19 protein-coding genes are annotated in these 25,257 nt (G+C 58.1%); 4 read left to right on the top strand and 15 right to left on the bottom strand.

All coding sequences use genetic code 11. From position 1 onward, the window contains the following. Positions 1 to 59 precede the first annotated feature (59 nt). The 5 genes from ACA065_RS28520 to ACA065_RS28500 form a co-directional block, all read right to left on the bottom strand. Entirely contained in the window at positions 60 to 1,313 is a 1,254-nt protein-coding gene (locus ACA065_RS28520; RefSeq protein ID WP_497692451.1) for an MFS transporter, read from the bottom strand. Next, positions 1,261 to 2,862 (bottom strand): carbamoyltransferase C-terminal domain-containing protein, encoded by a 1,602-nt coding sequence (locus ACA065_RS28515; protein WP_497692450.1) that lies wholly within the window; start codon positions 2,860 to 2,862, stop codon positions 1,261 to 1,263. The genes ACA065_RS28520 and ACA065_RS28515 overlap by 53 nt, the downstream gene beginning before the upstream one ends. A 13-nt stretch (positions 2,863 to 2,875) precedes the next feature. After that, positions 2,876 to 3,952: a SagB family peptide dehydrogenase gene (locus ACA065_RS28510; RefSeq protein ID WP_497692449.1), complete on the bottom strand. Its 1,077-nt coding sequence runs from the start codon at positions 3,950 to 3,952 to the stop codon at positions 2,876 to 2,878. A 784-nt stretch (positions 3,953 to 4,736) separates the two neighbouring features. After that, positions 4,737 to 5,030 carry a fructose-bisphosphate aldolase gene (locus tag ACA065_RS28505; protein WP_497692448.1) on the bottom strand — a complete coding sequence of 98 codons (294 nt, stop codon included), beginning with the start codon at positions 5,028 to 5,030 and terminating at the stop codon, positions 4,737 to 4,739. A gap of 467 nt (positions 5,031 to 5,497) precedes the next feature. Beyond that, positions 5,498 to 6,163 carry a polysaccharide lyase family 7 protein gene (locus ACA065_RS28500; RefSeq protein WP_497692447.1) on the bottom strand — a complete coding sequence of 222 codons (666 nt, stop codon included), beginning with the start codon at positions 6,161 to 6,163 and terminating at the stop codon, positions 5,498 to 5,500. A gap of 309 nt (positions 6,164 to 6,472) precedes the next feature. On the opposite strand from ACA065_RS28500, the gene ACA065_RS28495 reads away from it, so the two are divergent. From ACA065_RS28495 to ACA065_RS28485, 3 genes are read left to right on the top strand one after another with little or no spacing between them, the layout of a single operon-like run. After that, positions 6,473 to 8,578, top strand: a complete 2,106-nt coding sequence (locus tag ACA065_RS28495) for a putative bifunctional diguanylate cyclase/phosphodiesterase (protein WP_497692446.1) — start codon at positions 6,473 to 6,475, stop codon at positions 8,576 to 8,578. A gap of 43 nt (positions 8,579 to 8,621) precedes the next feature. Then, positions 8,622 to 9,122 (top strand): M48 metallopeptidase family protein, encoded by a 501-nt coding sequence (locus ACA065_RS28490; RefSeq protein WP_064454485.1) that lies wholly within the window; start codon positions 8,622 to 8,624, stop codon positions 9,120 to 9,122. A gap of 19 nt (positions 9,123 to 9,141) precedes the next feature. Continuing rightward, the gene (locus tag ACA065_RS28485; protein WP_497692445.1) at positions 9,142 to 9,438 is read left to right on the top strand and encodes a winged helix-turn-helix domain-containing protein; all 297 of its coding nucleotides are present in this window, start codon (positions 9,142 to 9,144) and stop codon (positions 9,436 to 9,438) included. A 113-nt stretch (positions 9,439 to 9,551) separates the two neighbouring features. On the opposite strand, the gene ACA065_RS28480 is transcribed toward ACA065_RS28485, so the two are convergent. Further along, the gene (locus ACA065_RS28480) at positions 9,552 to 10,004 is read right to left on the bottom strand and encodes a GNAT family N-acetyltransferase (RefSeq protein ID WP_497692444.1); all 453 of its coding nucleotides are present in this window, start codon (positions 10,002 to 10,004) and stop codon (positions 9,552 to 9,554) included. Positions 10,005 to 10,202: 198 nt separating this feature from the next. Here ACA065_RS28480 and ACA065_RS28475 point away from each other — a divergent pair, with 198 nt between their 5' ends. Next, the gene (locus ACA065_RS28475; protein ID WP_497692443.1) at positions 10,203 to 10,940 is read left to right on the top strand and encodes a substrate-binding periplasmic protein; all 738 of its coding nucleotides are present in this window, start codon (positions 10,203 to 10,205) and stop codon (positions 10,938 to 10,940) included. A 94-nt stretch (positions 10,941 to 11,034) separates the two neighbouring features. Here ACA065_RS28475 and yccS read toward each other — a convergent pair whose 3' ends face one another. From yccS to betB, 9 genes are all read right to left on the bottom strand, one after another. Next, on the bottom strand, positions 11,035 to 13,218 hold the full coding sequence (gene yccS / locus ACA065_RS28470) for a YccS family putative transporter (RefSeq protein ID WP_497692442.1): 2,184 nt from the start codon (positions 13,216 to 13,218) through the stop codon (positions 11,035 to 11,037). Positions 13,219 to 13,437: 219 nt separating this feature from the next. After that, positions 13,438 to 14,616: a BaiN/RdsA family NAD(P)/FAD-dependent oxidoreductase gene (locus tag ACA065_RS28465; RefSeq protein ID WP_497692441.1), complete on the bottom strand. Its 1,179-nt coding sequence runs from the start codon at positions 14,614 to 14,616 to the stop codon at positions 13,438 to 13,440. A gap of 139 nt (positions 14,617 to 14,755) precedes the next feature. Continuing rightward, the gene (gene dbpA / locus ACA065_RS28460) at positions 14,756 to 16,093 is read right to left on the bottom strand and encodes an ATP-dependent RNA helicase DbpA (protein ID WP_232005461.1); all 1,338 of its coding nucleotides are present in this window, start codon (positions 16,091 to 16,093) and stop codon (positions 14,756 to 14,758) included. A gap of 130 nt (positions 16,094 to 16,223) precedes the next feature. Beyond that, on the bottom strand, positions 16,224 to 17,651 hold the full coding sequence (gene mdtD / locus ACA065_RS28455) for a multidrug transporter subunit MdtD (RefSeq protein ID WP_497692440.1): 1,428 nt from the start codon (positions 17,649 to 17,651) through the stop codon (positions 16,224 to 16,226). A gap of 36 nt (positions 17,652 to 17,687) precedes the next feature. Continuing rightward, positions 17,688 to 18,578 (bottom strand): alpha/beta fold hydrolase, encoded by an 891-nt coding sequence (locus tag ACA065_RS28450; RefSeq protein WP_497692439.1) that lies wholly within the window; start codon positions 18,576 to 18,578, stop codon positions 17,688 to 17,690. A 296-nt stretch (positions 18,579 to 18,874) separates the two neighbouring features. After that, complete coding sequence (locus ACA065_RS28445; protein ID WP_497692438.1) at positions 18,875 to 20,191, bottom strand: TldD/PmbA family protein; 1,317 nt, start codon at positions 20,189 to 20,191, stop codon at positions 18,875 to 18,877. Continuing rightward, a complete protein-coding gene (locus ACA065_RS28440) occupies positions 20,191 to 21,633 on the bottom strand; it encodes a TldD/PmbA family protein (RefSeq protein ID WP_497692437.1) in 1,443 nt (480 codons plus the stop codon). Before ACA065_RS28440 ends, ACA065_RS28445 begins: the two co-directional genes overlap by 1 nt. A gap of 190 nt (positions 21,634 to 21,823) precedes the next feature. Then, positions 21,824 to 23,527, bottom strand: coding sequence for a choline dehydrogenase (gene betA / locus ACA065_RS28435; protein ID WP_497692436.1), 1,704 nt, complete (start codon positions 23,525 to 23,527; stop codon positions 21,824 to 21,826). 172 nt (positions 23,528 to 23,699) lie between these two features. Further along, a complete protein-coding gene (gene betB / locus ACA065_RS28430) occupies positions 23,700 to 25,172 on the bottom strand; it encodes a betaine-aldehyde dehydrogenase (RefSeq protein ID WP_497692435.1) in 1,473 nt (490 codons plus the stop codon). Positions 25,173 to 25,257: the final 85 nt, after the last annotated feature.

The raw sequence follows: 25,257 nt of genomic DNA, 5'->3' as shown, positions 1-25,257 counted from the left end.
GATTTGACTAGGTAAGTTTGAGTACCAGGAAAATCGCCAGGTGATCGTTTGATTCAGCACTAACTGACAGGTGTGTGCGCTTGTTTTTTATTCCAATAAAAATAGACCGCAATTGACACTGATGCAGTTAAAAATGCCATGCCTGCAGCCACGACAAAAGGCGCTGGGCGACCGCCTGCGATGATTAGCACTGTTCCTAAAGAAGGTCCTGTTATAACGCAGAGTATTTGGATGCTCCTGAAAGACATGGAGACTCTTCCGATGTTGTCAGAAGGGCATAATTGTTGAAGGATTATATTTGAAGATATTATCAGCGTCTCATAGCCGAAGCCATTTACAAACCAAACCAACGGATAGATATAGGCTCTTCCCGGTACTTGGAAAAGTACTAAGATTGCGGTCAGGAGTAATGCTGCAGAGAAAACAACTAATGCATGTGACCGAAGTAGAATCTCATCAATATTGCCCAGCTTGAACTTCACCAGCAGTGCTGCACATATTGCACCTCCGGCTGTTGCCGAGACAATTACTGAAAAATTAACTGGAGGTAAACCTTCATAGGCTAGAAAAGACGCCAAATGCGGGTCGTAAATTCCTAACGCCAGCGATATAAGCAGGGAGTACAAAAAACCTATGCGTAGTTGAAAGGGCAAGGCATTAAATATAGAAAGCCCTCTCGTCATGTCGCGATAGAGTGGAAGGGTTTTCGTGGCGGAACTATTCATTTGCGGTCGAAATACCAGGCAAGTAGACCTTAGGAGTGGGAAGGTTAATAAAACGGCGGCAGCCGACAAAAAGAATAAACCCTTAGGCGATAATACTGCCGTTAACACGCCTGCAAGTAACGGCGCAAAAATTTTTGAGGATTGATCAAATACACTGACGTAGCTGAAAAAAGATTTGCGCTCTTCAGCACGTATCAGTTGCCGAACCATAATGGTTATCGAAGGGAAGTAAAATAGGTTTGACACGCCTTTGATGATAACGAAAAACAGAAAACTCTGAAGGTCTGGAGACACTGCCAGCGCTACGGTAGATAGTGTGCGCATTAAGGCGCCAAATACGAGTGTTTTCCTTACGTCATGCCGATCTATCAGCGTTCCAACGATAGGACCAAAAAACAACATTGGGGCGCCCAGGCAAAAAGCCAGGAGCGCTATTGATGAAGGAGAGGCATGCCATAGATAAACGGGAACCGTGAAGATCAAAAAAATATCAAGCCACAGTGAGAGACTGGATAGCGCTTGCACGTAAATAAGTTTACTTGACGTTTTCATCATGCCGATCTGAATTGAGAAAAAGGTGGTCTTCAAATACGAAGCCGTCGAGTTTATGTTCACTGGCGAATCGATACAGGTCGCTCAACCTATTTATAAAGCCACGGCCGTTAAAGTTCAGTGAGGTGTTACAAAGTACCCCAACTCCTGAAACATCACGATAGGCGCTCAGTAATTGATACATACAAAGATTCTGCAACTTATTGACTGATTGAGGGCGCGCTGAGTTGTCAACATGCGTCACGGCCGGAATTTTAGATGAAATAACTTTGCGAAATTCCAGCATGAAGGGTGAGGGGTCAGGCGGGCAGAAGTATTCAGCCATACATTCTTCTAAACATATCGGCGCAATAGGTCGGAACCCTTCGCGCTTCTTGATTCTGTTCAATTTAATGAGGTTTTCTCTAGGGTAGGGCGCCGCTAATATTGAGCGATTTCCCAGGGCTCTAGGACCCATTTCATATCTGCCCTGCACCCAACCTAATATGCAACCTTCATGAAGCAATCGCGCAACACGTCGCCTATCATAGGGTTCACTAACGAAGGTGCCTGTGCTATCTGTGTCAGTTTGTGAAGGCTCCCCTGCATAGGGTGACCAGGTTATCTTGGCAAGTCCCTTGGTATGCCATAATGCGTCAATCGCAGTTCCAATCGCAGATCCACTGTCGTTTGTACATGGAGGAATAAATACATCAGAGAATAGTTGTGTCTCTTTCCATTTGGAGTTCCAGTCACAATTTAATCCGCATCCGCCAACAATTAATAAAGGTGCGTCATCAAAAACCAGTGGCTGTACAAAATCACGAAACAGATTGAAAATTGCGTTTGACAGGTGATGTGCAAGTGATGCAAGTCGAGGGTCGTCAAGTCCAATATTGTAATATTCACTGTTGCGGAATTGGTGCTTGTGAAGCGTTCTAAAGTTCATGTTCTCGTCAAGTAGTGTCGCTATTATGTGTCTGGCGTCCTCATCAATATCACCGTTTTCACCATAAGCAGCGAGCGCCATGAGTTTGCCGGCATCACTTAAACGAATTTGTCCCGCTCCAAGATTAAAAGTAGGATCTGCGAGCGCGTATAAAAAAGCAAATCTGTCCCCAGGGTTTTCAAGTGCACTACCTAATTTGGTAATACTTACGTTTTCATCGATTCGATAGAATGCGCCGAAATAGCCCTCCCAGAGTAATGCGTAGCAAGGCTGCCCTTGTGGAAAGGGTGAAAGCCCGTATCCGCATAAAAGGTGTGAGCGCTCATGGGAGGATGAAAAATAAGTAACGTCGTGACCCAATATTGAGCGTTTTTGATTAATGATCTGCTCTAATCCAGAATAGCCTGCACCAATGGTGTCACCTTTTGAGCTAAGTCCTCTACTCCACCCACTCTGAGCTACTATGTCCACGGGGTTGTTGATCATGTGAGAAATTTTCAACAGTATGTCGGGTGTCACGCTTGAAAAACGAAGGCCGTTATCCTTTTCTGCTTCTACAGAAAACTCCAAGTGGTTACCAATAATTAGGGCCACCGCCCCGTCATGTCCATCCTTAAGGCCAAGAATTACAATGTCATCATTTTCTACATTGACCATGCTCAGTCCCTCATCAGATTCCGTCTAGTAGTTCTCTAACTTCTTTGGTGTACGAACTACCCGTTCCATGCCCCGCACCCACCAAGAAAATGACTTGTTCCGAGGGAAGGTTGACCTCTAAGAGTTCATTTATCTCTTTGTCATGAAAGTAACCGGTCAACCAAGGATGTAAACCAAGCGCGGTAATTAATAAATTTGCAGTTTGTGATAAATGCCCGACGTCCATCAGCATTGGGCGATAGGCACGAGAGTGGGGGTATTTCCACCAAAGTTTGTCAAAGCGAGAGGTAAAAAAAATTGCAAACGCTAAATTGTTTGCCCAGTGCTGGCCGCATAAATAAGTAGATATTACTTCAGTTGGAAGATCGCGTACTTTCTCCAGAGTATGCTGCTCACTTATATAATGATAAATGCCGGGTGCGAGATCCTCGACATTTCGTACCCATACGTAACCCTCTGTCGCCTGTAAGCCTCCGGCTGAAGGTGACGTCCTTCTGAAGCCGAACTTTTGAGCGCCAATCGGAGCGTCGTAATCGGCCTCTTTTTTATCTGCTAAAGTTCCATACAGTACGGTCGCTAGTGACAATATTGATACTGACGTATCAAAAAAATCTCGGCAGGTATGACGTGCCAAAAGGGTCTCCCAAAGGCTCGCTTCTTTAATGACCGAGATGTTTGGAGGTGGCAGTAAAGTTTTTTTGCCTCCTTTTACTAAAGAAATATTTGGTTCGTTTTTATGAATTGACTTGCAAAAATTTAAGTAGCTTTTAGCATATTCAATGTACATTTCAGGCTTGTCTGGGGTTGGGGAATTCGGATGAGATGTCCCAATATGGAATATTTTTGATAGCACGTCCCAACCCCATTCATCGGTTGGTTTTACTTCATGAAGGACCCCGGATGTATCTATGGATATGTCATCGTCCGTATCCGATACGAAATCGCCTGCCGAAAAATGCACTAGTCGCTCAAATTCTCCAGTGCTTAATTGGTATTGAGCGTGATTTCTATAGTCCCACAAGTAAGTCGCGCCATCTTTAAGCACAAAAAATATGTCGTTCGAGAGCCATTTTTTTTTCGCAGTACACATAGCCGCCTGACCACCTATTAGTGAGGTTCATATTTAGTGGCTGCCTGGGCCGAAGCCCAGGCGGTACATCATTATTTAGTTTCTAGCTTTCTACTGTCAGAAGCTTCGACAATGCTACCCCCATAGTTGGGGATGAACTTGTAGTGGGGTACAGTCACCGTCTTAATTGAGAAGTGAGGGGTCTGGTACGCGTCGTTTGACTGATTGTTAAGCGTCGGTTCTATAATTACACGTTTCATATATAGTTCCTCAGGGTTATTGCCTTCGCAGATTTGCGATGCACTTAAACCGTATGAGGGCCTATTGTGATTGTCAATTTCAATTTCTTGTATTGTGTTTTTTTTAGTTTAGTTTTCGTGTGTTTTTCCAGGGGTTTGTCGGATCGTTCTGATTGGCATTTCCTACGTCTTACCCCACCATTGATTTCTGACAATACTAATTCATACACGAGGCTGTAATATTCAGTTGCATATAAGTCGAAGTGATCGGCATGCGTGATGTCTGTATTGCGCGTTAGGAAGCGTTCGGTACTGCGGGTGGTTCTTCGAAGAACCTGCCGGTCTTTCAGGGCGCGATGTGCCAGCGTTCTTCAAAGGGTGAGTAGAACGCCAAGGTGAACTGAGTATCAGGTATTTAAAAATAAGCCCGCAGCGATACGGGCTTATTGTGGCTGGGATTTTATCTGTTGTATTTATTGAAATGTCCGTTAAGACGGACATTTGGAGGGGCTCTTCCCAAAAAGTCCGATATGGGGGACGTCTGGTTTTTTGAAGTGAGGACTCGATTAGCCAGCAGTTGGCCTATCGAAACCACGATGCTCAATCACCCGGAACACATCGCTCACGTCCTGCACCAGAATACGCGCGGTGTTGGCCACGTTATTCAGGTCGCGCTCGGCGAAGTCCGGCAGGCTGGAGCAGGCGATCAGGTTGAGGTGTTCAAGGGCGGCGTTGAGGCGTTCGCGCAGGCAGGCGTGGAGGTCGAGCAGTGGGGCGTCGCTGTCGATTAACAGCACGGGGTAATCGGTGGCGGTTTCGGTGCAGGGACTGAAACGACGGGGTGGCAGTTGTTGGGTCATGGCAAATATTCCTCGTATCTAAAAAGGACTACCGCCGTTCGCTGCGAAACGAATGGGTGGTAGCTGTGTGCGGGTTCGCAGACCGAGGATACGAGGAACCCGGCAGACCCGAAGGTCTCCCACACACAGCCACCATAAAATAAACGCCGGGCGCCGAAGCGTCGTCGTTGCATTCATGATGCTTGGTTACACACGTATCGTTAGGGCTGCGAAACCCTATCGCCGATCACTGCCGGCGACGGGGCGAACTATAAGCGCCGACCTGATTCCCCGCAACGGTCGTGTAGGACGCTGAGCAACTGTGGGAGCTGGGCTTGCCCGCGATGGCGGTGTGTCAGCCACTATTTGCCGCGACTGATACACCGCCATCGCGGGCAAGCCCGGCTCCCACAGGGATCGTGGGTGTTCAAAAGGTGGGAATAATCGCTGACCCCTTCGGACCAGGCCTACTGGAAATGAGGCCGCGCTTACTCGTGATCAATATCCAACTTCGCAAACGTCACCCGCGCGCCTTCCTTGCTATTGCCACTGTTGTCCTGCACATAGGCGCCCGCCTTGAAATACAGCGGTTTGGCGCCCCACGCGGCACCGATGCGCTCATTCCATTGGCCGTCAGCGGCCTCGACACTCAGCAGCCCAGCCTTATTGAGGTTGATCACGTAGGTAAAGCTCTTCTCCAGCGGCACATTGGAGGCCACGATAATCACGCGGCCTTCTTCTTCGTCGGGGCGCATGCGCACTTTGGCGACGATGTTGCCGGTCTGGGTCTTTTGCTTGAATTGGTATTCCAGTTTGATCAGCGGTTTCTGGCTGTCATAGGCGTGAATTTGGCCGATGACCACTTTGCCGCTGGAGGGCACTTGGTTAACGGCCAGGGTGGCGCGTAGAAAGTTGTCGGCGTCGGGGTAGGTCCAGTTACGCAGCCGCCCATCGGCGTAGGTTTCACGCAGTTCGCTGCGCGGGTAAACAGCGTTTTCGGTGCGGGTGCCGGTCACGGGTGTCCAGAATTGCACGTCGCTGCCTTCGGCCTGGAAATATTGGTCCTTGAAGCCGCTAAGCAGTTTCGGCGTGTCGATGGTCGTGGGTGGCGAGCCGACCGGAATGCTCAGGTTCCAGGTGGAAAGGTCGATCATGGTGTTGGCCTTTTACAGAGGGTGAAAGCTTCGGCCTGTGGGCCTTACAGGTTCTTTATAGGCGGTGATCGTCTGGTTGTTAAACAATTGCTGGCAATTTATTGGCGTCAGAGGAATGCCAAAAAGCCATGTTTCCCATGAACCGTGGGCTGTAGGGCTTGACCGTTAGTCGGCTTCCTGAGCTTTGGCGCAATGATGGCACCCACGTCACTTCTGCTTTTTTAGAACCGGGGCTAGAGTGAGGCCTCAGTGTTTGTCCGGTTTTTTATCAAAAGTGACCGGCGCAGCCCCTCAAGGAAGAGACGTAGCATGGATTGCGCTCCACACCACGGCGAAGGCAGTTCGGTTCTTTTGGTGGTCGATGACTACCCGGAGAACCTCATCAGCATGCGCGCGCTTTTGCAGCGTGAAGACTGGCACGTGATGACCGCCGCATCCGGGCTGGAGGCGTTGGAGTTGCTGTTGGCGCACGAAGTCGACCTGGTCTTGCTCGACGTGCGCATGCCCGGTATGGACGGCTTTGAGGTCGCACGCCTGATGCGTGGCAGCCCGCGCACGTGCATGACGCCGATTATCTTGCTGAGTGCCCATGCCCAATCGGCGGCCTCTGTGTTGGAAGGTTATGCCAGCGGCGCCATCGATTACCTGTTCAAGCCGTTTGACCCGCATATTCTCAAGCCCAAGGTGCAGGCCCTGCTGGAGCATCAGCGTAACCGCCGGGCGTTGCAGCGCCTGAGCCATGACTTGGAGTCTGCGCGTGCCTTTAATGCCTCGGTGCTGGACAACGCCGCCGAGGGCATTTTGGTGGTGGGCGAGGGCAGTGTGATCGAGTACGCCAACCCGGCTATTTCGCGGCTGCTTAATGCCACCATGGCCGAGCTGCAGGGCGAGAGCTTCTTGAGTTTCCTGCAAAAACCCCATGTGCCCACCTGGTTGGGTTTCCCGATGTACGAGGCGTATCGCAAGGGCGAGACGTGGCGCCAGCACGACGCGATTTTGCGCACCGGTCGTGGCCAGCAAGTGCCGGTGGCCTTGTCTTGCGCGCCGTTGCCCGCCGAGCAGAAGGCCATGGTGGTGACGGTGCTGGACATGTCCGAGGTGCGCCACCTGCATCAGCAGCTGGAGTTTCAGGCGGTGACCGACCCGCTGACCGGGTTGTTGAACCGGCGTGGCTTTCACCAGGCGGTGGAGAACACTTTATTGCGCAGCGAACGTAACGAGCTGTCGCTGGTGCTGCTGTACCTGGACCTCGACGGCTTCAAGCGGGTCAACGACTCGTTGGGCCACGACGCGGGGGACCGGGTGTTGCGCTGGGTCTCTGAGCAAATGCAGGCGTGTTTGCGCTCCTACGACATTCTTGGGCGTATGGGTGGGGACGAATTCACCGCATTACTGGAGTTGGAGTTCCCGGAACAGGCGGCAAAGATTTCGGAAAAATTGATCGAACGCGTGTCGGTGTGCCAGCAGGTCGATGGGTTGGATGTGATGCTCGGCGTCAGCATTGGCATTGCGACCTTCCCGGACTGCGGCTCGGACTTGAACGGCCTGCTGCGCGCAGCGGATATCGCCATGTACGAAGCCAAGCGCGCGGGGCGTCAGCAATATCGCTATTACGACCAGGAAATGAACGGCCGCGCCCGCTCGCGCCTGATGCTCGAAGACAGCGTGCGCGCTGCGATCCAAAACAAGGATTTCACCCTGGTGTATCAGCCACAGGTGTCGCTTGAGGATGGGCGGTTGCGCGGTGTCGAAGCGTTGCTGCGCTGGCAGCACCCGAGTGTCGGCGATGTGCCACCGGGCCTGTTTTTACCGTTGTTAGAAGAGGCGCGGCTGATCAGCCAATTAAGCGCCTGGATCTACCAGCAGGTCGCCGCCCAACGGCAGGCCTGGCAAGCCAGCTTCGATGAAGAGCTGGTGCTGAGCGTGAGCTTGAGCAGCAGCCAATTCAACATGCCGAACCTGGCCGGCCAACTGCAGCAGGTACTCGAGCGGTATGGGTTGCAGGGGCGCCAGTTGGAGGTGGAAATCAGCGAAGACAGCCTGATGAGTAACCTTGAGGAAACCAACAAGCAGCTGAAGTTATTGCGTCAGATCGGGGTGCGTATCGCCTTGGATGACTTCGGTCTGGGCCAGTGCTCCCTGGCCCATCTGCGTGACTTGGAGTTCGACACGCTCAAGCTCGACCCGCAATTGGTGGCGCGCCTGCCGGGCTCGGTGCGCGATGCGGCGATGGCCTGCAGTATCATCCAGCTGTGTGGGCATTTTGATGTACTGGTGATCGCCGAGGGCGTGGAAACGCTCGAACAGGCCCAGTGGCTCAAGGCCAATGGTTGCTCGTTTGTCCAGGGGCCGTGGGCCGCGCAGCCGCTGCGGCCTGAGGAAATGGCCGACTGGGCCCACCCCGGGCCGCTTTGAAATTCGCTACACTGGCGCCCATTCGAACCCTGTTGCTGAACTCATGACCGCGCTGAAATACCTCCAGGCCTACCCCGCAGCTCTCCAGGAGCAAGTGCGCCAACTGATTGCCAAGGACCAGTTGGGCGCCTACCTGGAACAACGTTACCCCGAGCGCCATGCGGTGCAGAGTGACAAGGCGTTGTACAGCTATGCCCTGGCCTTGAAGCAGGAACACCTGCGTAACGCGCCGGCCATCGACAAAGTGCTGTTCGACAACCGCCTGGACCTGACCCACCGCGCCTTGGGCCTGCACACCACGATTTCACGGGTGCAGGGCGGTAATCTCAAATCCAAGAAAGAGATCCGCATTGCTGCGTTGTTCAAAGAGGCCGCACCGGAGTTTCTGCGCATGATCGTGGTGCACGAGCTGGCGCACTTCAAGGAATCAGACCACAACAAGGCGTTCTACAAACTCTGCGAATACATGATGCCCGGCTACCATCAGGTGGAATTCGACCTGCGGGTGTACCTCACGTATCGCGACTTGCAGGGCAAGCCCTAACCTCACCAGGCGACCCACCATGGACGTGAGCAAGACCAAAAGCAGTTTCTACCGCCGCCTGTATGTGGCGTACCTGATCGACAGCGGGCAGGCCAGCAGCGTGCCGGCACTGACCGACGCCACGGGCATGCCGCGGCGCACGGCGCAGGACACGATTGCCGCGTTGGCCGACTTGGATATTGTGTGCGAGTTCGAGCAGGAAGGCGGTGCGCGCAATCATGCGGGGCACTATCGGATTCGTAGCTGGGGGGCGATTGATCGCGGGTGGATCGAGGCGAATTTGGTGGGGATCAAGCAGGTGTTGGGTTATCCCTGAATGTGGCGGTGATTGGGCTGACGCTTTCGCGAGCAAGCCCGCTCCCACATTCGACCGCGTTTCAAAGGGTGTACACGGTTAATGTGGGAGCGGGCTTGCTCGCGAAGGGGCCATCAGGCGCGGCGCATACCAATATGCGCAATATCATCTTCCAGGTATTCCTCACCCTCCACCACAAACCCATACCGCCCGTAATACCCCTGCAAATGCGCCTGGGCTGACAGAAAAATCGGCGTTTCAGGCCAGATATCTTCAATGCGCTTGAGGGCCTCTTCCATCATCTGATGGCCCAGCCCGGTGCCGCGTGCCACGGGCGCGACGATCACGCGGCCGATCACCACATCACCGCCCTGTGTCTCCGGGTCCAGCAGGCGCAGGTAAGCCACCAACGCATCATTCTGCCAGGCCATCAGGTGGTGGGTGTCACCCGCAAGGTCCTGCCCGTCGAGGTCCGGATAAACGCACTGCTGTTCAACGACAAAGACCTCGCTGCGCAGGCGCAAAATGGCGTACAGCTGCTCCTTGCCTAAGTCGTCGTGATGCTTGCAGACCCAATCGACCTTCATGGTGTGTTCCCTTATTAATGGCTATTGCCGATAGTAAGCGTGGCGGGGCCTCCTGTCTAAATTGAGCATTTTTGTGAATGGCGTCAATTTGCCATCATTCAGTGCGATCGCGGCGGAGTTCTTTGTGTAATCTGCAATGCAGGCTCATTGATGAGCTACTGTTATCAGGCCACCGCCTGCCCGCCAAGGACTTTAAGCATGCCGCGATTTTCTCGTGCCGTTGCTTTGATAGGAGTGTTGTTGCTGGCCCAGCCTGCGGTCGCACAACGTTTGCGCCTGGTAGCGGATGCCTGGCCACCGTTTACCGATTCCACGTTGATCAATGGCGGGCTGGCGACCGATATCGTCAGCACGGCCTTGTCGCGCGCAGGCTACGCCAGTGATTTCGAACAGGTGCCTTGGGCTCGGGCGTTGATGGGTGTGGGCGATGGCCGTTATGACGTGTTGGTTAATGCCTGGTACGACGACGCGCGTACGCAACTGGGGCAGTTTTCCGCTGAGTACTTGCTCAACCGTGTGCGCTTTATCAAGCGCCGTGACGATCCCATCGATTATCAAAACCTGGAGCAACTGCACGATCAGCCTATCGCGGTGGTGCGCGGCTATGCCTATTCGGCGGCGTTCGACCAGGATGCGCAGTTGCACAAAGTGCCTGTGCATAACTTCGCCATGGCCGTGCGCATGCTCGCGGCGCAGCGTGTAAGGCTGACGCTGGAAGATGAATATGTTGCCCGTTATTACCTGGCACGCGAATCCCCACGGGTGCGCAATGCGGTGGAGTTTTTACCCCAGCCGCTGAGTGAAAACAGCCTGCATATTCTGGTCAGCCTGAAGAACCCCGAGCATGAACAGATCGTCGCCGGTTTTGACCGCGAAATTGCCAAGATGAAGGTCGATGGCAGTTATGCGCGGTTGATGAAGGCGCATGGGATGTAGCTTTCTTGCGGGCCCTATCGCAGGCAAGCCAGCTCCCACATTTTGAATTGCAAACACCTTCAAATGTGGGAGCTGGCTTGCCTGCGATGGCTATTTAAGCTGCGCGGGTGTCTTTGATCAAGTGCGCCGCCAACGTGCGCAGCGGCCCCAGCTGCCGGCAGATCAACGCCAACTGTGTCTGCACCAACCGCTGCCCTTCATCGATCTCATCGGGCATTTGCTCCAGGTCCGCCGCCAGCGCTTCTTCGGCATCGCTCTGAATGGCGATCGGCTGCTTGTTGGCCAGCCCCGTGGCGATTTCGTCGATGCTCGCCGCCAGGCTGTTACCGGCGCCGTCGATCAAATGCTCACGCACTTCGGCCGGCAGTTGCGTCTCGCGGTGCGCGCCCAGCCCCGACAGGTAGCTGAGCAAGGTGTGCGACAGCACCAAAAAGCGGAAGCCTACGTCGGCTTCTTTGCGAAAGTGCCCCGGCTCCATCAGCATGTTCGCCAGCGTGGTAGACAGCGCCGCATCGGCGTTGTGCGCGTTGCGCCGGGCCAGGCGGTAGGCCAGGTCGTCGCTCTTGCCCGCGGCGTATTGCTGCATGATTTGGCGCAAGTAGATGCTGTTGCAGGTCAGGGTGTTGGCCAGCACCTTGTTCAGGCGCCGGCCCTGCCAGTCCGGCAAGAACAGGAACACCGCCAGGCCCGCGATCAGGCTGCCAATCAGCGTATCGAACAGCCGTGGCAGAAACAGCCCATAGCCATCGCCCACTTGGTTGAAGCAGAACAACACCATCAAGGTGATCGCCGCCGTGGCCAAGGTGTAGCGGGTGGTGCGGTTGATAAAGAACACCAGGCCGGCGGCGATGGCGAACAGCGATTGCACCACGGGGCTTGGGAACAGGTCGAACAGCGCCCAGGCCACGGTCAAACCGATGGCCGTGCCGATGATCCGCTGGCCGAGCTTGCGCCGGGTTGCGCCGTAGTTGGGTTGGCAGACGAACAGGGTGGTGAGGATGATCCAATAACCCTGGGAGGCGTGAATCGCATGCAAGGTGCCATAGCCGATAGTCAGCGCCAGGGCGAGGCGCAAAGCATGGCGGAACAGCAACGACGTCGGCGTCAGCTGTGTGCGCAGGCGCGTCCACATTTCCTTGAGGTTGCGCGGGGCACGGTCCAGCAGGTTGCTGTCGGTAGCGTCGGCGAGCGAGTCGGGGTTGCTGGCGTCGCCCAGCAGGCGGTCGAGCGTGGACAGGTTGGCCGCCAAGGCGCGCAACGAGCGCAACAAGCCACGCCACGCGGGGTTGCTTTGAATGCGCAAGTGCTCCAGCGAGGCGTTCAAGTCGCCGAGGGCTTCGGCGAAGCTGTCGTCATAAATGAAGGGCTGGCGCAGTTGGATCGATTCGCCCAGGGTCTGGCAGGCTTTGCCTTGTTGGCGCAGCAGGCGCTGACAGCGGAACAGCACGTCGCTGTGGAAGAAGGCTTCGGCCAGGGCGTTATACGGGTAGTGGGACGAACTGGCGCGCTCGTGGATGTCTTGGGCCAGGAAGTACAGCTTCAGGTAGCGGCTGACTTTCGACCCCGGCCGACCATTGCCGACGCGGTGCAGAATGATTTCTTTCGCGGCATTCAGCGCCGCCACCACGCGCCCGTTTTGCTGGGCCAGTTCCAGGCGGCGCGCCTCTACATCCAGCTGACGAATCGGCTCGAACAGCGACGATTTGAGCTTGAGGTAGCGCCCCAACTCGCGAAACAGTCGCGCCAGGCTCTGTTGCACCGGTTGGTTGGAAAACAGCGCCTGCCACAACACCGAGAGCACGCCATACCAGGCGGCACCGGCCACCAGCAGCAGCGGTTCGTGCCAGAAGTCAGAGACGGCGCCACCGCGCTGGTCTACGCCGATCATGGTGTAGACCGACAGAATCAACGTCGCCGAGGCAATCGCGCCATAGCGTTCGCCCAAGGCGCCGAGCATGGTCAGGCAGAAACTGGCCAGGGCCAGGGCAATGGCGAAGATCCACGGATAGGGAAACAGCAGCTCCACCGACAGCGCGGCGATGCTGAAACACACCAGCGTCACCGCCAGGGCATTGAGTCGGCCTTGCCAACTGTCGTCGGTCTCGGCCAGGGCGCTGGCGATAATCCCCAGGAACAGCGGGATCAGCAGCGCCATTTCATCCTGATACCAGCACAGCGCCATGCTGCCGGTGAGGGCGATGAACACCCGTACGCTGTAACTGAATTTATCCAGCGCCCACAGGCGCCGCATGGACTGCTTGAATGAGGTCGATGACATGAAGTCTGGAGTCTTCCGGGACAGTGCCGCTAAATTGAGCTATCAAGGACGCCACGGCAAGCGTGGCGATCACATCAATTGCGCAAAATGTTCAGGATCACTACAAAACTAATGTGGGAGCGGGCTTGCTCGCGAAAGCGGAGGATCAGTTAAAAATCTATCAACTGACACACCGCATTCGCGAGCAAGCCCGCTCCCACATTTTTTTACCGCGTTGTGTCAGGCGTATTGCGCGGCCGCGTAGCCCGAAGCCCAGGCCCACTGGAAGTTGAAACCGCCCAAGTGCCCCGTCACATCCAGCACTTCACCGATGAAGTACAACCCCGGGCTTTTCAGCGATTCCATGGTCTTGGACGAGACTTCGCGCGTGTCCACCCCGCCCAATGTCACTTCGGCGGTGCGATAGCCCTCGGTGCCGGCCGGCACCAGTTGCCAGCTGCCCAGTTTTTGCGCGATATCGGCGATTTCGGCATGGGTGTACTGCTTCATCGGCTTGGACACGAACCAGGTGTCGGCCAGCAGGTTGGCCATCTTCTTGGTGAAGATCTCACCGAGCAGGGTTTTCAACTCGCTGTTGGGGCGCTCGACCTGCTGCTGTTGCAGCCAGGCATGCGCGTCGTGGTCGGGCAGCAGGTTGATTTCCAGCGTGTCGCCGGTTTCCCAGTACGAGGAAATCTGCAGGATCGCCGGCCCACTCAGGCCGCGGTGGGTAAACAGGATGTTCTCGCGAAAGCTTTGGTCGTTGCAGCTGACCAGGCAGTCCACCGAGGTGCCGGACAACTCGCCGCACACGTCCTTGAGCTGGTCGGTGATGGTGAACGGCACCAATCCTGCGCGAGTCGGCAGCAGTTCATGGCCGAACTGCTTGGCCACCTGATAACCGAACCCGGTGGCGCCCAAGGTCGGAATCGACAGGCCGCCCGTGGCGATTACCAGGGATTCGCAGCTCAGCTCACCCAGCGTGGTTTGCAGCTGATAACCGGCTTGCAGCTTGGCAATCTCCTGGACTGAAGTGTCCAGGTGCATGCTCACGCCGACTTGAATGCATTCATCGAGCAGCATGCCGAGGATGTCGCTGGATTTGTTATCGCAGAACAACTGGCCGAGCTTTTTCTCGTGGTACGGCACGCCGTGCTTGGCCACCAACCCGATGAAATCCCACTGGGTATAGCGGGCCAGGGCGGACTTGCAGAAGTGCGCGTTGTGCGAGAGGAAGTTGGCGGGCTCGGTGTACATATTGGTGAAATTGCAGCGGCCACCGCCGGACATCAGGATCTTCTTGCCGGCCTTGTTCGCGTGGTCGATCAACATCACCTTGCGCCCACGCCCGGCGGCGGTCAGTGCGCACATCAAGCCTGCGGCGCCGGCGCCAATGATCACAACTTCGGTCGAGCGCAAAACGGTGTCCTCTTACAAATTCTGAATCAGATCGTTCCCACGCTCTGCGTGGGAATGCCGCACTGGACGCTCTGCGTCCGCTTTGTGACGCGGAGCGTCACGGGATGCATTCCCACGCGGAGCGTGGGAACGATCAGGATCAGAGGATGCGCACGCGCAACGAACGGCCTTTGATCTTGCCGTCATTCAAGCGCTGCAATGCCTGCTTGGCGATCCCGCGCTCCACGGCCACGAAGGCCTGGAAGTCAAAGATCGCAATCTTGCCAACCTGGGCGCCTGGGATGCCGGCTTCACCGGTCAACGCGCCGAGGATGTCGCCCGGGCGAACCTTGTCTTTACGGCCGGCGGCAATGCACAGGGTGCTCATCTGCGGCAGCAGCGGGCCACCGCTTTGTGGCTTGAGGTTGTCCAGCTGGTCCCAGTTCAGCGGTGACTTCTGCAGTTGCTCGATGGCTTGGGCGCGGTGCGCTTCGGACGGCGCCACCAGGCTGATCGCAATCCCCGTCTCACCGGCGCGGCCAGTACGGCCTACGCGGTGGATGTGGATTTCCGAGTCACGCGCCAGTTCGACGTTGATCACCATGTCCAGCGAGTCAATGTCCAGGCCACGGGCGGCCACGTCGGTGGCAACCAGTACCGACGTACTGCGGTTGGCGAACATCGCCAGCACTTGGTCACGGTCGCGCTGTTCCAGGTCGCCATGCAGGCCGACGGCGGAAATGCCCTTGGCCGTCAGGTGATCCACGGTTTCCTGCACTTGCTGCTTGGTAAAGCAAAACGCCACGCACGACGCCGGGCGGAAATGCGCCAGCACTTTGGTCACGGCGTCCATGCGCTCTTCCGGCGAAATCTCGTAGAAACGCTGTTCGATCTGGTCGTCGGAGTGGAAGGCTTCGGCCTTCACTTGCTGCGGCGCGCGCATGAATTTCGAGGCCAGCTGCTTGATACTCACCGGGTAGGTGGCCGAGAACAGCAGCGTCTGGCGGCGCGCCGGGGTCTTGCTGATGATGTCTTCGATGGCGTCGTAGAAGCCCATGTCGAGCATGCGGTCGGCTTCGTCGAGAATCAGCGTGTTCAAGCCGTCGAGCACCAGCGAACCTTTGCGCAGGTGCTGCTGGATGCGGCCCGGCGTGCCGACGATGACGTGGGCGCCGTGCTCCAGTGAGGCGATCTGCGGGCCGAGGGACACGCCGCCGCACAAGGTCAGTACCTTGATGTTGTCTTCGGCACGGGCCAGGCGACGGATTTCCTTGGCGACCTGGTCGGCCAGTTCACGCGTCGGGCACATCACCAGGGCCTGGCAGCCGAAATAGCGCGGGTTGATCGGGTTCAACAGGCCGATGCCGAAGGCGGCAGTCTTGCCGCTGCCGGTCTTGGCCTGGGCAATCAGGTCCAGCCCTTTGAGGATCACCGGCAAGCTTTGCGCCTGGATCTGCGTCATCTCGACATAACCCAGCGAGTCGAGGTTAGCCAGCATGGCGGCGGAGAGCGGCAAAGTATTAAAAGCGGTGGCGATGGTAGTCACGGGACTGGCTCTGCAAAACAAAATGTTGCGCAGTGTACCAGTCCCACAGGATTTTCCCTGCAAGTTCTAGACGGGAAGCCTGTTAATGCTCGATGTCGTGCTCGCGGCTGACCACCCGTTTGCCGTCGGTTGGCGACAGTTGCAGGAAGATCGCCGCCGCCAGCATCGCCATGATGCCCACGGTGAGGAAGGTCAGCTGGAATGCGCCGAGGACGCTTTCTACACCGTCGTTGCCGGTTTCAGCGGTAAAGCCGCCGAGCAACGCGCCGGCACAGGCGACGCCCAGGCTGAGGGACAATTGCGCCACCACCGAGAGCAAACTGTTGCCGCTGCTGGCCTGGGCGTCGTCGAGGTCGATCAGGGTGACGGTGTTCATGGCGGTGAATTGCAGGGAGTTGATCGCCCCCAGGATTGCCAGCATGCACAACAGCAGCGGGTAGGGCGTGTGCTCGCTGACCAGGCCCATGCTGGCCAGCATGATGCCGAGGAGCAAGGTATTGCCGGTCAGCACCACGCGGTAGCCCAGGCGTTCGATCAAGGTGCGGGCGATGGACTTGGCAAACATCGCCGCCGCCGCCAGCGGCAGCATGCTCATGCCGGCTTCTGATGGCGAGTAACCCAGCGCCACCTGCAACAGCAGTGGCACCAGGAACGGCAGGGCGCCGCTGCCCAGGCGCGCAAACAGGTTGCCGAGAATGCCCACGGCAAAGGTGCGGGTCTTGAACAGCACCGGCGAGAACAGCGGGTTATCGATATGCCCGGCGCGCAGCCAGTACGCCGCCAGGCACGCCAGCCCGCCGAACAGCAGTAACATCACGCGCAAATGCGGCAGGTGCAGTTCGCCCAGGCCTTCCATGGCGATGGTGATCAGCACCATCGCCGCGCCAAACAGCACAAACCCCACACTGTCAAAACGCGTGCGCTCGCTGCCGCGCAGGTCGGGAATCAACTTCCACACGGCGTAGCAACCGACCATGCCCACTGGCAGGTTAATCAGGAAGATCCAGTGCCAGGTCAGGTATTGCACCATCCAGCCGCCCAGGGTCGGGCCGAGCAACGGGCCCAGCAGGCCGGGGATGGTAATGAAGCCCATGATCCGCACCAGTTCGGAGCGGGGGTAAGCGCGCAGTACGACGAGCCGCCCGACCGGCAGCATCAGCGCACCGCCCAAGCCCTGGATCACCCGCGCGCCCACCAGCATGGTCAAGCTGCTCGACAGGGCGCACAACAGTGAGCCGATGCTGAACAGCATGATCGCGCCAAAGAAGATTTTCTTGGTGCCGAAGCGGTCGGCCACCCAGCCCGAGGCCGGGATCAGCAAGGCGACGGTGAGCATGTAGGCAATCACCACCCCTTGCATGCGCAGCGGGTTTTCCGCGAGGTCCCGGGCCATGGCCGGCAGTGCCGTGTTGAGGATCGTCCCATCCAGCGACTGCATGAAGAAGGCAATCGCCACCACCCAGGGGAGCCAGCGGGCGGTCTTGGCATCGAGAGGGGCGCGATTGGGCATGAGCTACCTTTTTGTTAGCAGGCTATGTGTCGGCGATTATGCGCCATCCATTGCTCCTTTTCCCACTGGCGGTTCGTCTAAATCTGACAACGCCGCGTGCTTACCGACGAGGAAATCCAACAGCACACGGTGCACCGCCAGTGCGGCCTCGCGTGACTCAAGGTCGAGCAAGTGGCCGGTGTGTTCAGCCACGGCGAACGTGCTGCGCCCCACATATTTTTTGAACAGTTGGGCCTCTGCCGCCGGGGTGTACTCATCCAGCGCGCCGTTGATGAAATGCACCGGGGTTTCGATCTGCGTGAGCGCCGGCAGGTAGTTGCCATCGCCCAGGCCCAGCACCTGATGGATATGAAAGCGCGCCTGGCGGTACTCGGTGGTGGCCATGCTCGACAGGTGCCGATGGTTATTGCGCTTGAGCCTGGGCGAGAGGTATTTGCCGACCGTCTCGTTGAGCAAGTGGCCGACCGCCGACTTGTCATCGGCCTCGATCAACACGCGCACGCGTTCGACATAATCGAGCATCGCCTGGTTGAGGTTGGGCGCCAGGGCCATCACCACCGAGCTTTCGATGGAGGGCGGGTTGTGCGCCAGGGTCAGCAGCGTGGAGATGCCGCCCCACGAGGCCGACACCAAATGGTTGACCTCAAAGCGCTCCACCAGGGCGCGCAGGATGTGCACCTCGTCGTCCTTGGTGACCAGGTCAAGGTCGGTGTTGTGCTCGCGCGAAAGGCCGGAGAACGGCAGGTCGAACAGCAGCACATTGAAGTGTTCCGCCAGGCATTTGCTGGTGCGGGCGAAGGAACGGGTGGTGGACAGTGCCCCATTGACCATCAGGACGGTTTTTTTCTCCGAATCGTTACCGAGCTGCTCAACGTGAACGTTGTAGTGTTTGAACAGCCCTTCTATGACAAAACTTCCATGGTCCATGTCAACGCTCCAGCTTGCCGAATCCAGGCAAGGTCATGCTTCACGTGCGCGCACGCGGGGTTAGTGGCAGGGTGCCACCAACCGTTATAACGAGGTTTTTTGCGGGCGACAACCGACCGCACTGGGAGATGTGTGAGATGGGATTTTGCGGTAGGAAGGGGTGAGGCGGGGGTATCAGAAAAGAACACAGAACAGTGTGGGAGCTGGCTTGCCTGCGATGGCATCACTGCGGTCCTACTGACACACCGAGGTGTCTGCATCGCAGGCAAGCCAGCTCCCACAGGGGGAAGTGCTGTTTACAAAGTGAGAGTGAGGCGTTTAACCAACGCCCCCGGCAGCAAATTGGACGCGGTATTGCGCTGGCTGTACGTACTGGCCGACAACAACAGCTCCCGCTCCGCCGTCAGTGCTTCAAGCTGCGAACCGAGCAGGCTATACACGCTGTCATCAAAACGCATGGTGCTGACCGGCGCCTTGATCTCGCCGTCTTCCACCCAGAACGTGGCGAAACGCGTCATGCCGGTCAGGCGTGCGGCCGGCAAGTCCGAGTAGTTCAAGTACCACAGGTTGCTGATGTACAGCCCGGTGCCCAATTGCTTGAGGATATCGGCCTGGGCCAAGCTGCCCGCCGCCATCTGCAAGGCACTCGGCGATTCATCGCTGCTGGCGCCGTTGGTGCTCAAGCCGTATTCGGCAGCGCTGCGTGAGTTGATCAACTGGCCTTCTGCTTTGCCCGCGTTGATCAGCGTGACATCCCCGCGCGGGTAGCCTTCGGTGGAAAATGCCTGGCTCAGCGAGCCGCTGATCTGCTCGTCGACCTTCACCAGCGGGCTCAGCGACTGTTCACCGGCATACAGCTTTTGCAACGAGCTGCCTTTACTGGCAATCGCCTGCGCGGAAAACCCGCCCCAGGTGATGATGCTGATGATTTCTTCCAGCGCGGCCGGCGCGAGGTAGGCGCGGTATTGGCCCGGCGCCAGCTTGTGCAGCGGGCGGCCGAGAAACTCCAGCTGCTCGCGGGCCTGTTGGAAGCGTGCGGCGAACTCGGCGCTGTTCCAGGTGTGCCCGGCGTAGCTGGCTTTAACCGCTTCGCCGTTGGCGTGGAACAGGCTGAAATCGAAGTTGAAGCTATTGGACTGGTGCCAGCCGAACGCGCCATCTGAACTGGCGAAGCCACGGCTGATTGGGCCGGCCGCGTAGAAACCGACCAAGTCCACGCCGGCTGCGGCCTGGCTGATGTCATCCAGCACCTGGGCCAGTTCCGGCAGTGGGCGCAGTTGTTCGTTGCTGCTTTGCCAGGCGTTGTGATTGAGCAACAGGTACGGGTCCTGCGGCAGCAATGGCAAGGTTTCGCGCAACTGTTGCAGGCCATCGGCGAGGCGTTGGCGGTCCAGCTCGGGTTCACCGGCAAGGGTGATGCCGAGGTCGGCGTGGCGGCCGTCGTTGATCAGCTTGAGGTTCAGGCTGGCCTGTTGCACGTGCCCGGCTTGACGCACTTGCGCGTGGTTGAAGCGCACGAACTCGGAGGATTCGTCCGCATAACCCAAGTGAAATTGTTCCTTGTCGGTGACGGCCTGCTTGAGCCACTCCACCAGTGCCTTGAAGGTGTTCATCAGGCATCTCCCCCAAACACGTCGACGTCACTGAACACACACGCAGGCGACGCATGGCCCACGCGGATTACTTGGTTGGGTTCGCCTTTGCCGCAGTTGGGCGTGCCCAATACCTTGAAGGTGCTGGCGTCGCCGACGGCGCTGAGCTTGCGCCAGAATTGCGCGGAAATCGCACGGTAGTTGGGGCTCTTCACGACGCCCTTGAGTTCACCGTTTTCGATCAGTTGGCCCCACTCGCAGCCGAACTGGAATTTGTTGCGCGCGTCATCAATGGACCAGGAGCGGTTGGTGCTCATCAGAATGCCGTGCTCGATACCGCTGATCAACTCGGCCTGGGTCTTGTCGCCGGCCTCGATGTTCAGGTTGGCCATGCGGTCGATCGGCGCGCGGTTCCAGCTGCACGCGCGGCTGTTGGCGACGCCTTGCATGCCTGCGCGAAATTGCGACAGGGCGCCGCCCAACGGCTTGAGCAGCAGGCCGTCGCGGATCAGGAACTGCTTGGTGGCGCGGGTGCCGTCGTCGTCATGGCTGTAGCTGGCGAGCTGTTCGGGGATGTCCGGGTCGAAGGTCACATTCAGCAGCGGTGAGCCGTATTGCAGGTGGCCGAAGTCGCTGGCCTTTACAAAGCTGGTGCCGGCGTAATTGCGCTCATCGCCGAGGATGCGGTCCAGCTCCAGCGGGTGGCCGATGGATTCGTGGATCTGCAGGATCATCTGGTCGGGCATCAGCAGCAGGTCGCGCGGGCCGTGGGGCGTGTTGGGCGCGAGCAACAGTTGCAGCGCCTCGTCGGCGACGGTGCGGGCAGCGCCGGCCAGGCCGAAGCGGCGAATCACGTTCGCACTGCCTTGCTGGCCGAAGTTGGTGCCGCCCAGCGTGCGGGTCTGGCTGTCGTTGCCATCAAACGCGGTGACGCTCAGGCCTGGGTAGACGAAGCGCTGGGCCTGGCGCAATTCGGCACCGGCACTGTTGAGGTAGATCTGTTCAACCCGAGTGGTGCCCAGGCTGACTTCCCAGCTGACCAGGCGCTCATCCTTGGGCACGCTGGCAGACTCGTCACCGAGCAGTTGGTAGCAGTCGCTCAGGGACGGGAAGGGCTGGTCGAGGTCAGGCGACAGGTAGTCGGCGACGTCGCTGGCCACGGGCTGCGTGTGCAGGTCGAGCAGGGCGTGAGGCAAGATGCGCCGGGCTTGCTCTTCAGCACGCTCAAGGGCGGCTTGCAGGCCGGCAAGGGAGATATCGTGGGTGGCGGCGTAGGCTTCCACCCCATTGAGACGCACGGTGAGCATGGCGCCCTCGTCGTGGTTCAGGTGTGGCGGCTCGGCGACGTTCTTGCGTACCGACAGGTATTGGCCGGATTCGCGTACGTAACGCAGCGAGAAAAATTCGGCGCGGGTGCGCAGGGCACTGAAGTGCTTTTTGAGTGTGGCGTGGTGGTCGAACATGGGGCCTTCCTTGTGGGCGGCTCATCGCGGGCAGGCAACAGAGTAGGCCTGGGGCGGGGAGCTGATCAAGGAAAGGTGATCACCTGTGGCGAGGGAGCTTGCTCCCGCTGGGCTGCGCAGCGGCCCCCAAAATCTTGGGAGCGCTTCGCACTCCAGCGCGAGCAAGCTCGCTCGCCACAGGGTATTGCGGTTACTGAGCCAACGGGCCCACTTCACGCATCGGCTTGCCACGCACCGGCGCATCGCCTGCTACGTAGTAGTCGGCGGTGCTGCGCGGCAGTGGCTGGCGGCCACGGATCTTGTCGGCGATTTTCTCGGCGATCATGATCGTCGGCGCGTTCAGGTTGCCGGTGGTGATGATCGGCATGATCGACGCATCCACAACGCGCAGGCCCTGCATACCATGCACGCGGCCTTCACCGTCCACTACGGCCATCTCGTCGGTGCCCATCTTGCACGAGCACGACGGGTGGAACGCGGTTTCGGCGTGTTCGCGGATGAACGTGTCGAGCTGTTCATCGGTTTGCACGTCAATGCCCGGGCTGATTTCGCGACCACGGTATTGGTCGAGAGCCGGCTGTTGCATGATTTCACGGGTCAGGCGGATGCCGTCACGGAATTCCTGCCAGTCCTGCTCAGTGGCCATGTAGTTAAAGAGGATGCTCGGGTAGTCCCGTGGGTTCTTCGACTTCAGCTGCACGCGGCCACGGCTTGGCGAGCGCATGGAGCCCATGTGCGCCTGGAAACCGTGCTCCTTCACGCCGTTGCTGCCGTTGTAGTTAATCGCTACCGGCAGGAAGTGGTACTGGATGTTCGGCCATTCGAATTCAGGACGCGAACGGATGAAACCGCCGGCCTCGAACTGGTTGCTGGCGCCGATACCGGTGCCGTTGAACAGCCACTCGGCACCGATGGCTGGCTGGTTGTACCAGAGCAGCGACGGGTACAGCGAGACCGGTTGGGTGCAGGCGTATTGCAGGTACAACTCAAGGTGGTCCTGCAGGTTTTCGCCGACGCCTGGCAGGTCGTGGACCACCGGGATGTCGAGGCTTTCCAGCAGTTTGGCCGGGCCAACACCGGAGCGTTGCAGCAGTTGCGGCGAAGCGATTGCGCCGCTGCACACCAGTACTTCTTTGCGCGCACGGGCTTCAACGCGCTCTTCAGCGGCGCCGATCAGGTAACGCACGCCAACCGCACGCTTGCCTTCAAACAACACTTTGTCGGTGAGGGCGTGGGTGACGATGGTCAGGGTCGAACGCTTTTTAGCCGTGTCCAGGTAACCGCGTGCGGTGCTGGCGCGACGGCCTTTAGGCGTGACGGTACGGTCCATCGGGCCGAAGCCTTCTTGCTGGTAGCCGTTCAAGTCGTCGGTACGCGGGTAGCCGGCCTGTACGCCTGCTTCAACCATCGCGTGGAACAGCGGGTTGTTGCCGGCTTTAGGCGTGGTCACGCTGACCGGACCTTCGCCACCGTGGTAGTCGTTGGGGCCGATGTCCCGAGTTTCAGCTTTTCTGAAATAGGGCAGGCAGTCCAGGTACGTCCAGTTTTCAAGCCCTGGAAGTTTTGACCAGTTGTCGTAGTCCATGGCGTTGCCACGGATGTAGCACATGCCGTTGATCAGCGACGAGCCGCCCAGGCCCTTGCCGCGACCGCATTCCATCCGGCGGCCGTCCATGTGGGGCTCTGGATCGGTTTCGTAGGCCCAGTTGTAGCGGCGACCTTGCAGCGGGAACGCCAGGGCGGCCGGCATTTGGGTACGGAAATCGAGACGGTAGTCCGGGCCGCCGGCTTCCAGCAGCAGGACGGTGACGCCTTCGTCTTCGGTCAGACGGGTCGCCAGGGTGTTACCGGCGGAGCCGGCACCCACAATGATGTAATCGTATTCTTGGGACATAAATGCACCCTCATATAAGTGGTTCAAGCTGCTTTTGTGGCGAGGGAGCTTGTTGTGGCGAGCGAGCTTGCTCGCGCTGGAGTGCGTAGCGCTCCCAAGATTTTTGGGACTGCTACGCACTCCAACGGGAGCAAGCTCCCTCGCCACAAAGGCGCACCCCGGCTCGGGGGTGTTAGAACACCGAGGCGTAGTCGCCCAGCTCAACCTGTACCGATTTGATGCGGGTGAAGTTGTTCAGCGAGCTGATGCCGTTCTCGCGGCCCACACCGGATTGCTTGTAGCCACCGACCGGCATCTTGGCGTCGGACTCGCCCCAGGCGTTGATCCAGCAGATACCCGCTTCCAACTGATGAATCACGCGGTGAGCGCGGTTCAGGTCCTTGGTCACCAGGCCAGCGGCCAGGCCGAAGTCGGTGTCGTTGGCGCGGCGGATCACTTCTTCTTCGGTCTCGTAAGTGAGGATGCTCATCACTGGGCCGAAGATTTCTTCACGGACGATGGTCATCTCGTCGGTGCAGTCGGTGAACACGGTGGGTGCCACGTAAGCGCCTTTGGCGAATGCACCGTCGGTCAGACGGTCGCCGCCGCACAGTACGCGGGCGCCTTCTTCTTTACCTTTGGCGATGTAGCCGAGCACGCTTTCCATGTGGGCGAAGCTGACCAGCGGGCCGAAGTTGGTGTTTTCGTCTTGTGGGTCGCCAACGCGAATGCGCGCAACACGCTCAACGATCTTGGCTTCGAAGGCCGCTTGCAGGTGTTTAGGCACGAACACGCGAGTGCCGTTGGTGCAGACCTGGCCGGAGCTGTAGAAGTTGGCCATCATCGCGATGTCGGCCGCGCGATCCAGGTCGGCGTCTTCGAACACGATCAGCGGCGACTTGCCGCCCAGTTCCATGGTCACTTCTTTGAGCGAGGAGCTGGAAGCGCTGGCCATGACCTTCTTGCCGGTGTCGGTGCCGCCGGTGAACGAGACTTTCTCGATGCGCGGGTGCTCGGTCAGCCAGGTGCCGACTTCACGGCCGCTGCCGGTCAATACGTTGAACACGCCCGCCGGAACGCCGGCTGCGGTGTAGATCTCGGCCAGTTTCAGGGTGGTCAGCGAGGTGACTTCGCTCGGCTTGAAGATCATTGCGTTACCGGCGGCCAGGGCCGGTGCGGATTTCCACAGGGCGATCTGGATCGGGTAGTTCCAGGCGCCGATACCGGCCACTACGCCCAGCGGTTCGCGGCGGGTGTAGACGAACGAAGTGTCGCGCAGTGGGATCTGCTCGCCTTCGATGGCCGGCACCAGGCCTGCGTAGTATTCCAGCACGTCAGCGCCAGTCACGATGTCGACGTATTGGGTTTCGGAGAAGGCTTTACCGGTGTCCAGGGTTTCCAGGGCGGCCAGCTCATCGTTGCGCTCACGCAGGATGTCGACGGCGCGACGCAGGATGCGCGAACGCTCCATGGCGGTCATCGCGGCCCAGATTTTCTGGCCTTTTTCGGCGCTGACCACGGCACGTTCAACGTCGTCTTTGGTAGCACGTTGCACTTGGGCGAGAACTTCACCGTTAGCCGGGTTGATGGCTTCGAAGGTGGCATCGCTGCCAGCGTCGCTGTAGCCGCCGTCAATGTAGAGTTTTTGCAGTTCGAAACGGGCCATAAAGTCCTCGCAAGTGCATAAGTGGTTGGCGTTACCCGCCACCAGTGGGCCATGGGGTTCTGGCAACACTGAGTGGCAGACGTTC

It is taken from the genome of Pseudomonas sp. LBUM1640 (assembly GCF_059716225.1).
The sequence above is the reverse complement of the archived record's forward strand: the minus strand, read 5'-3'. Positions and strand labels throughout refer to the sequence as shown.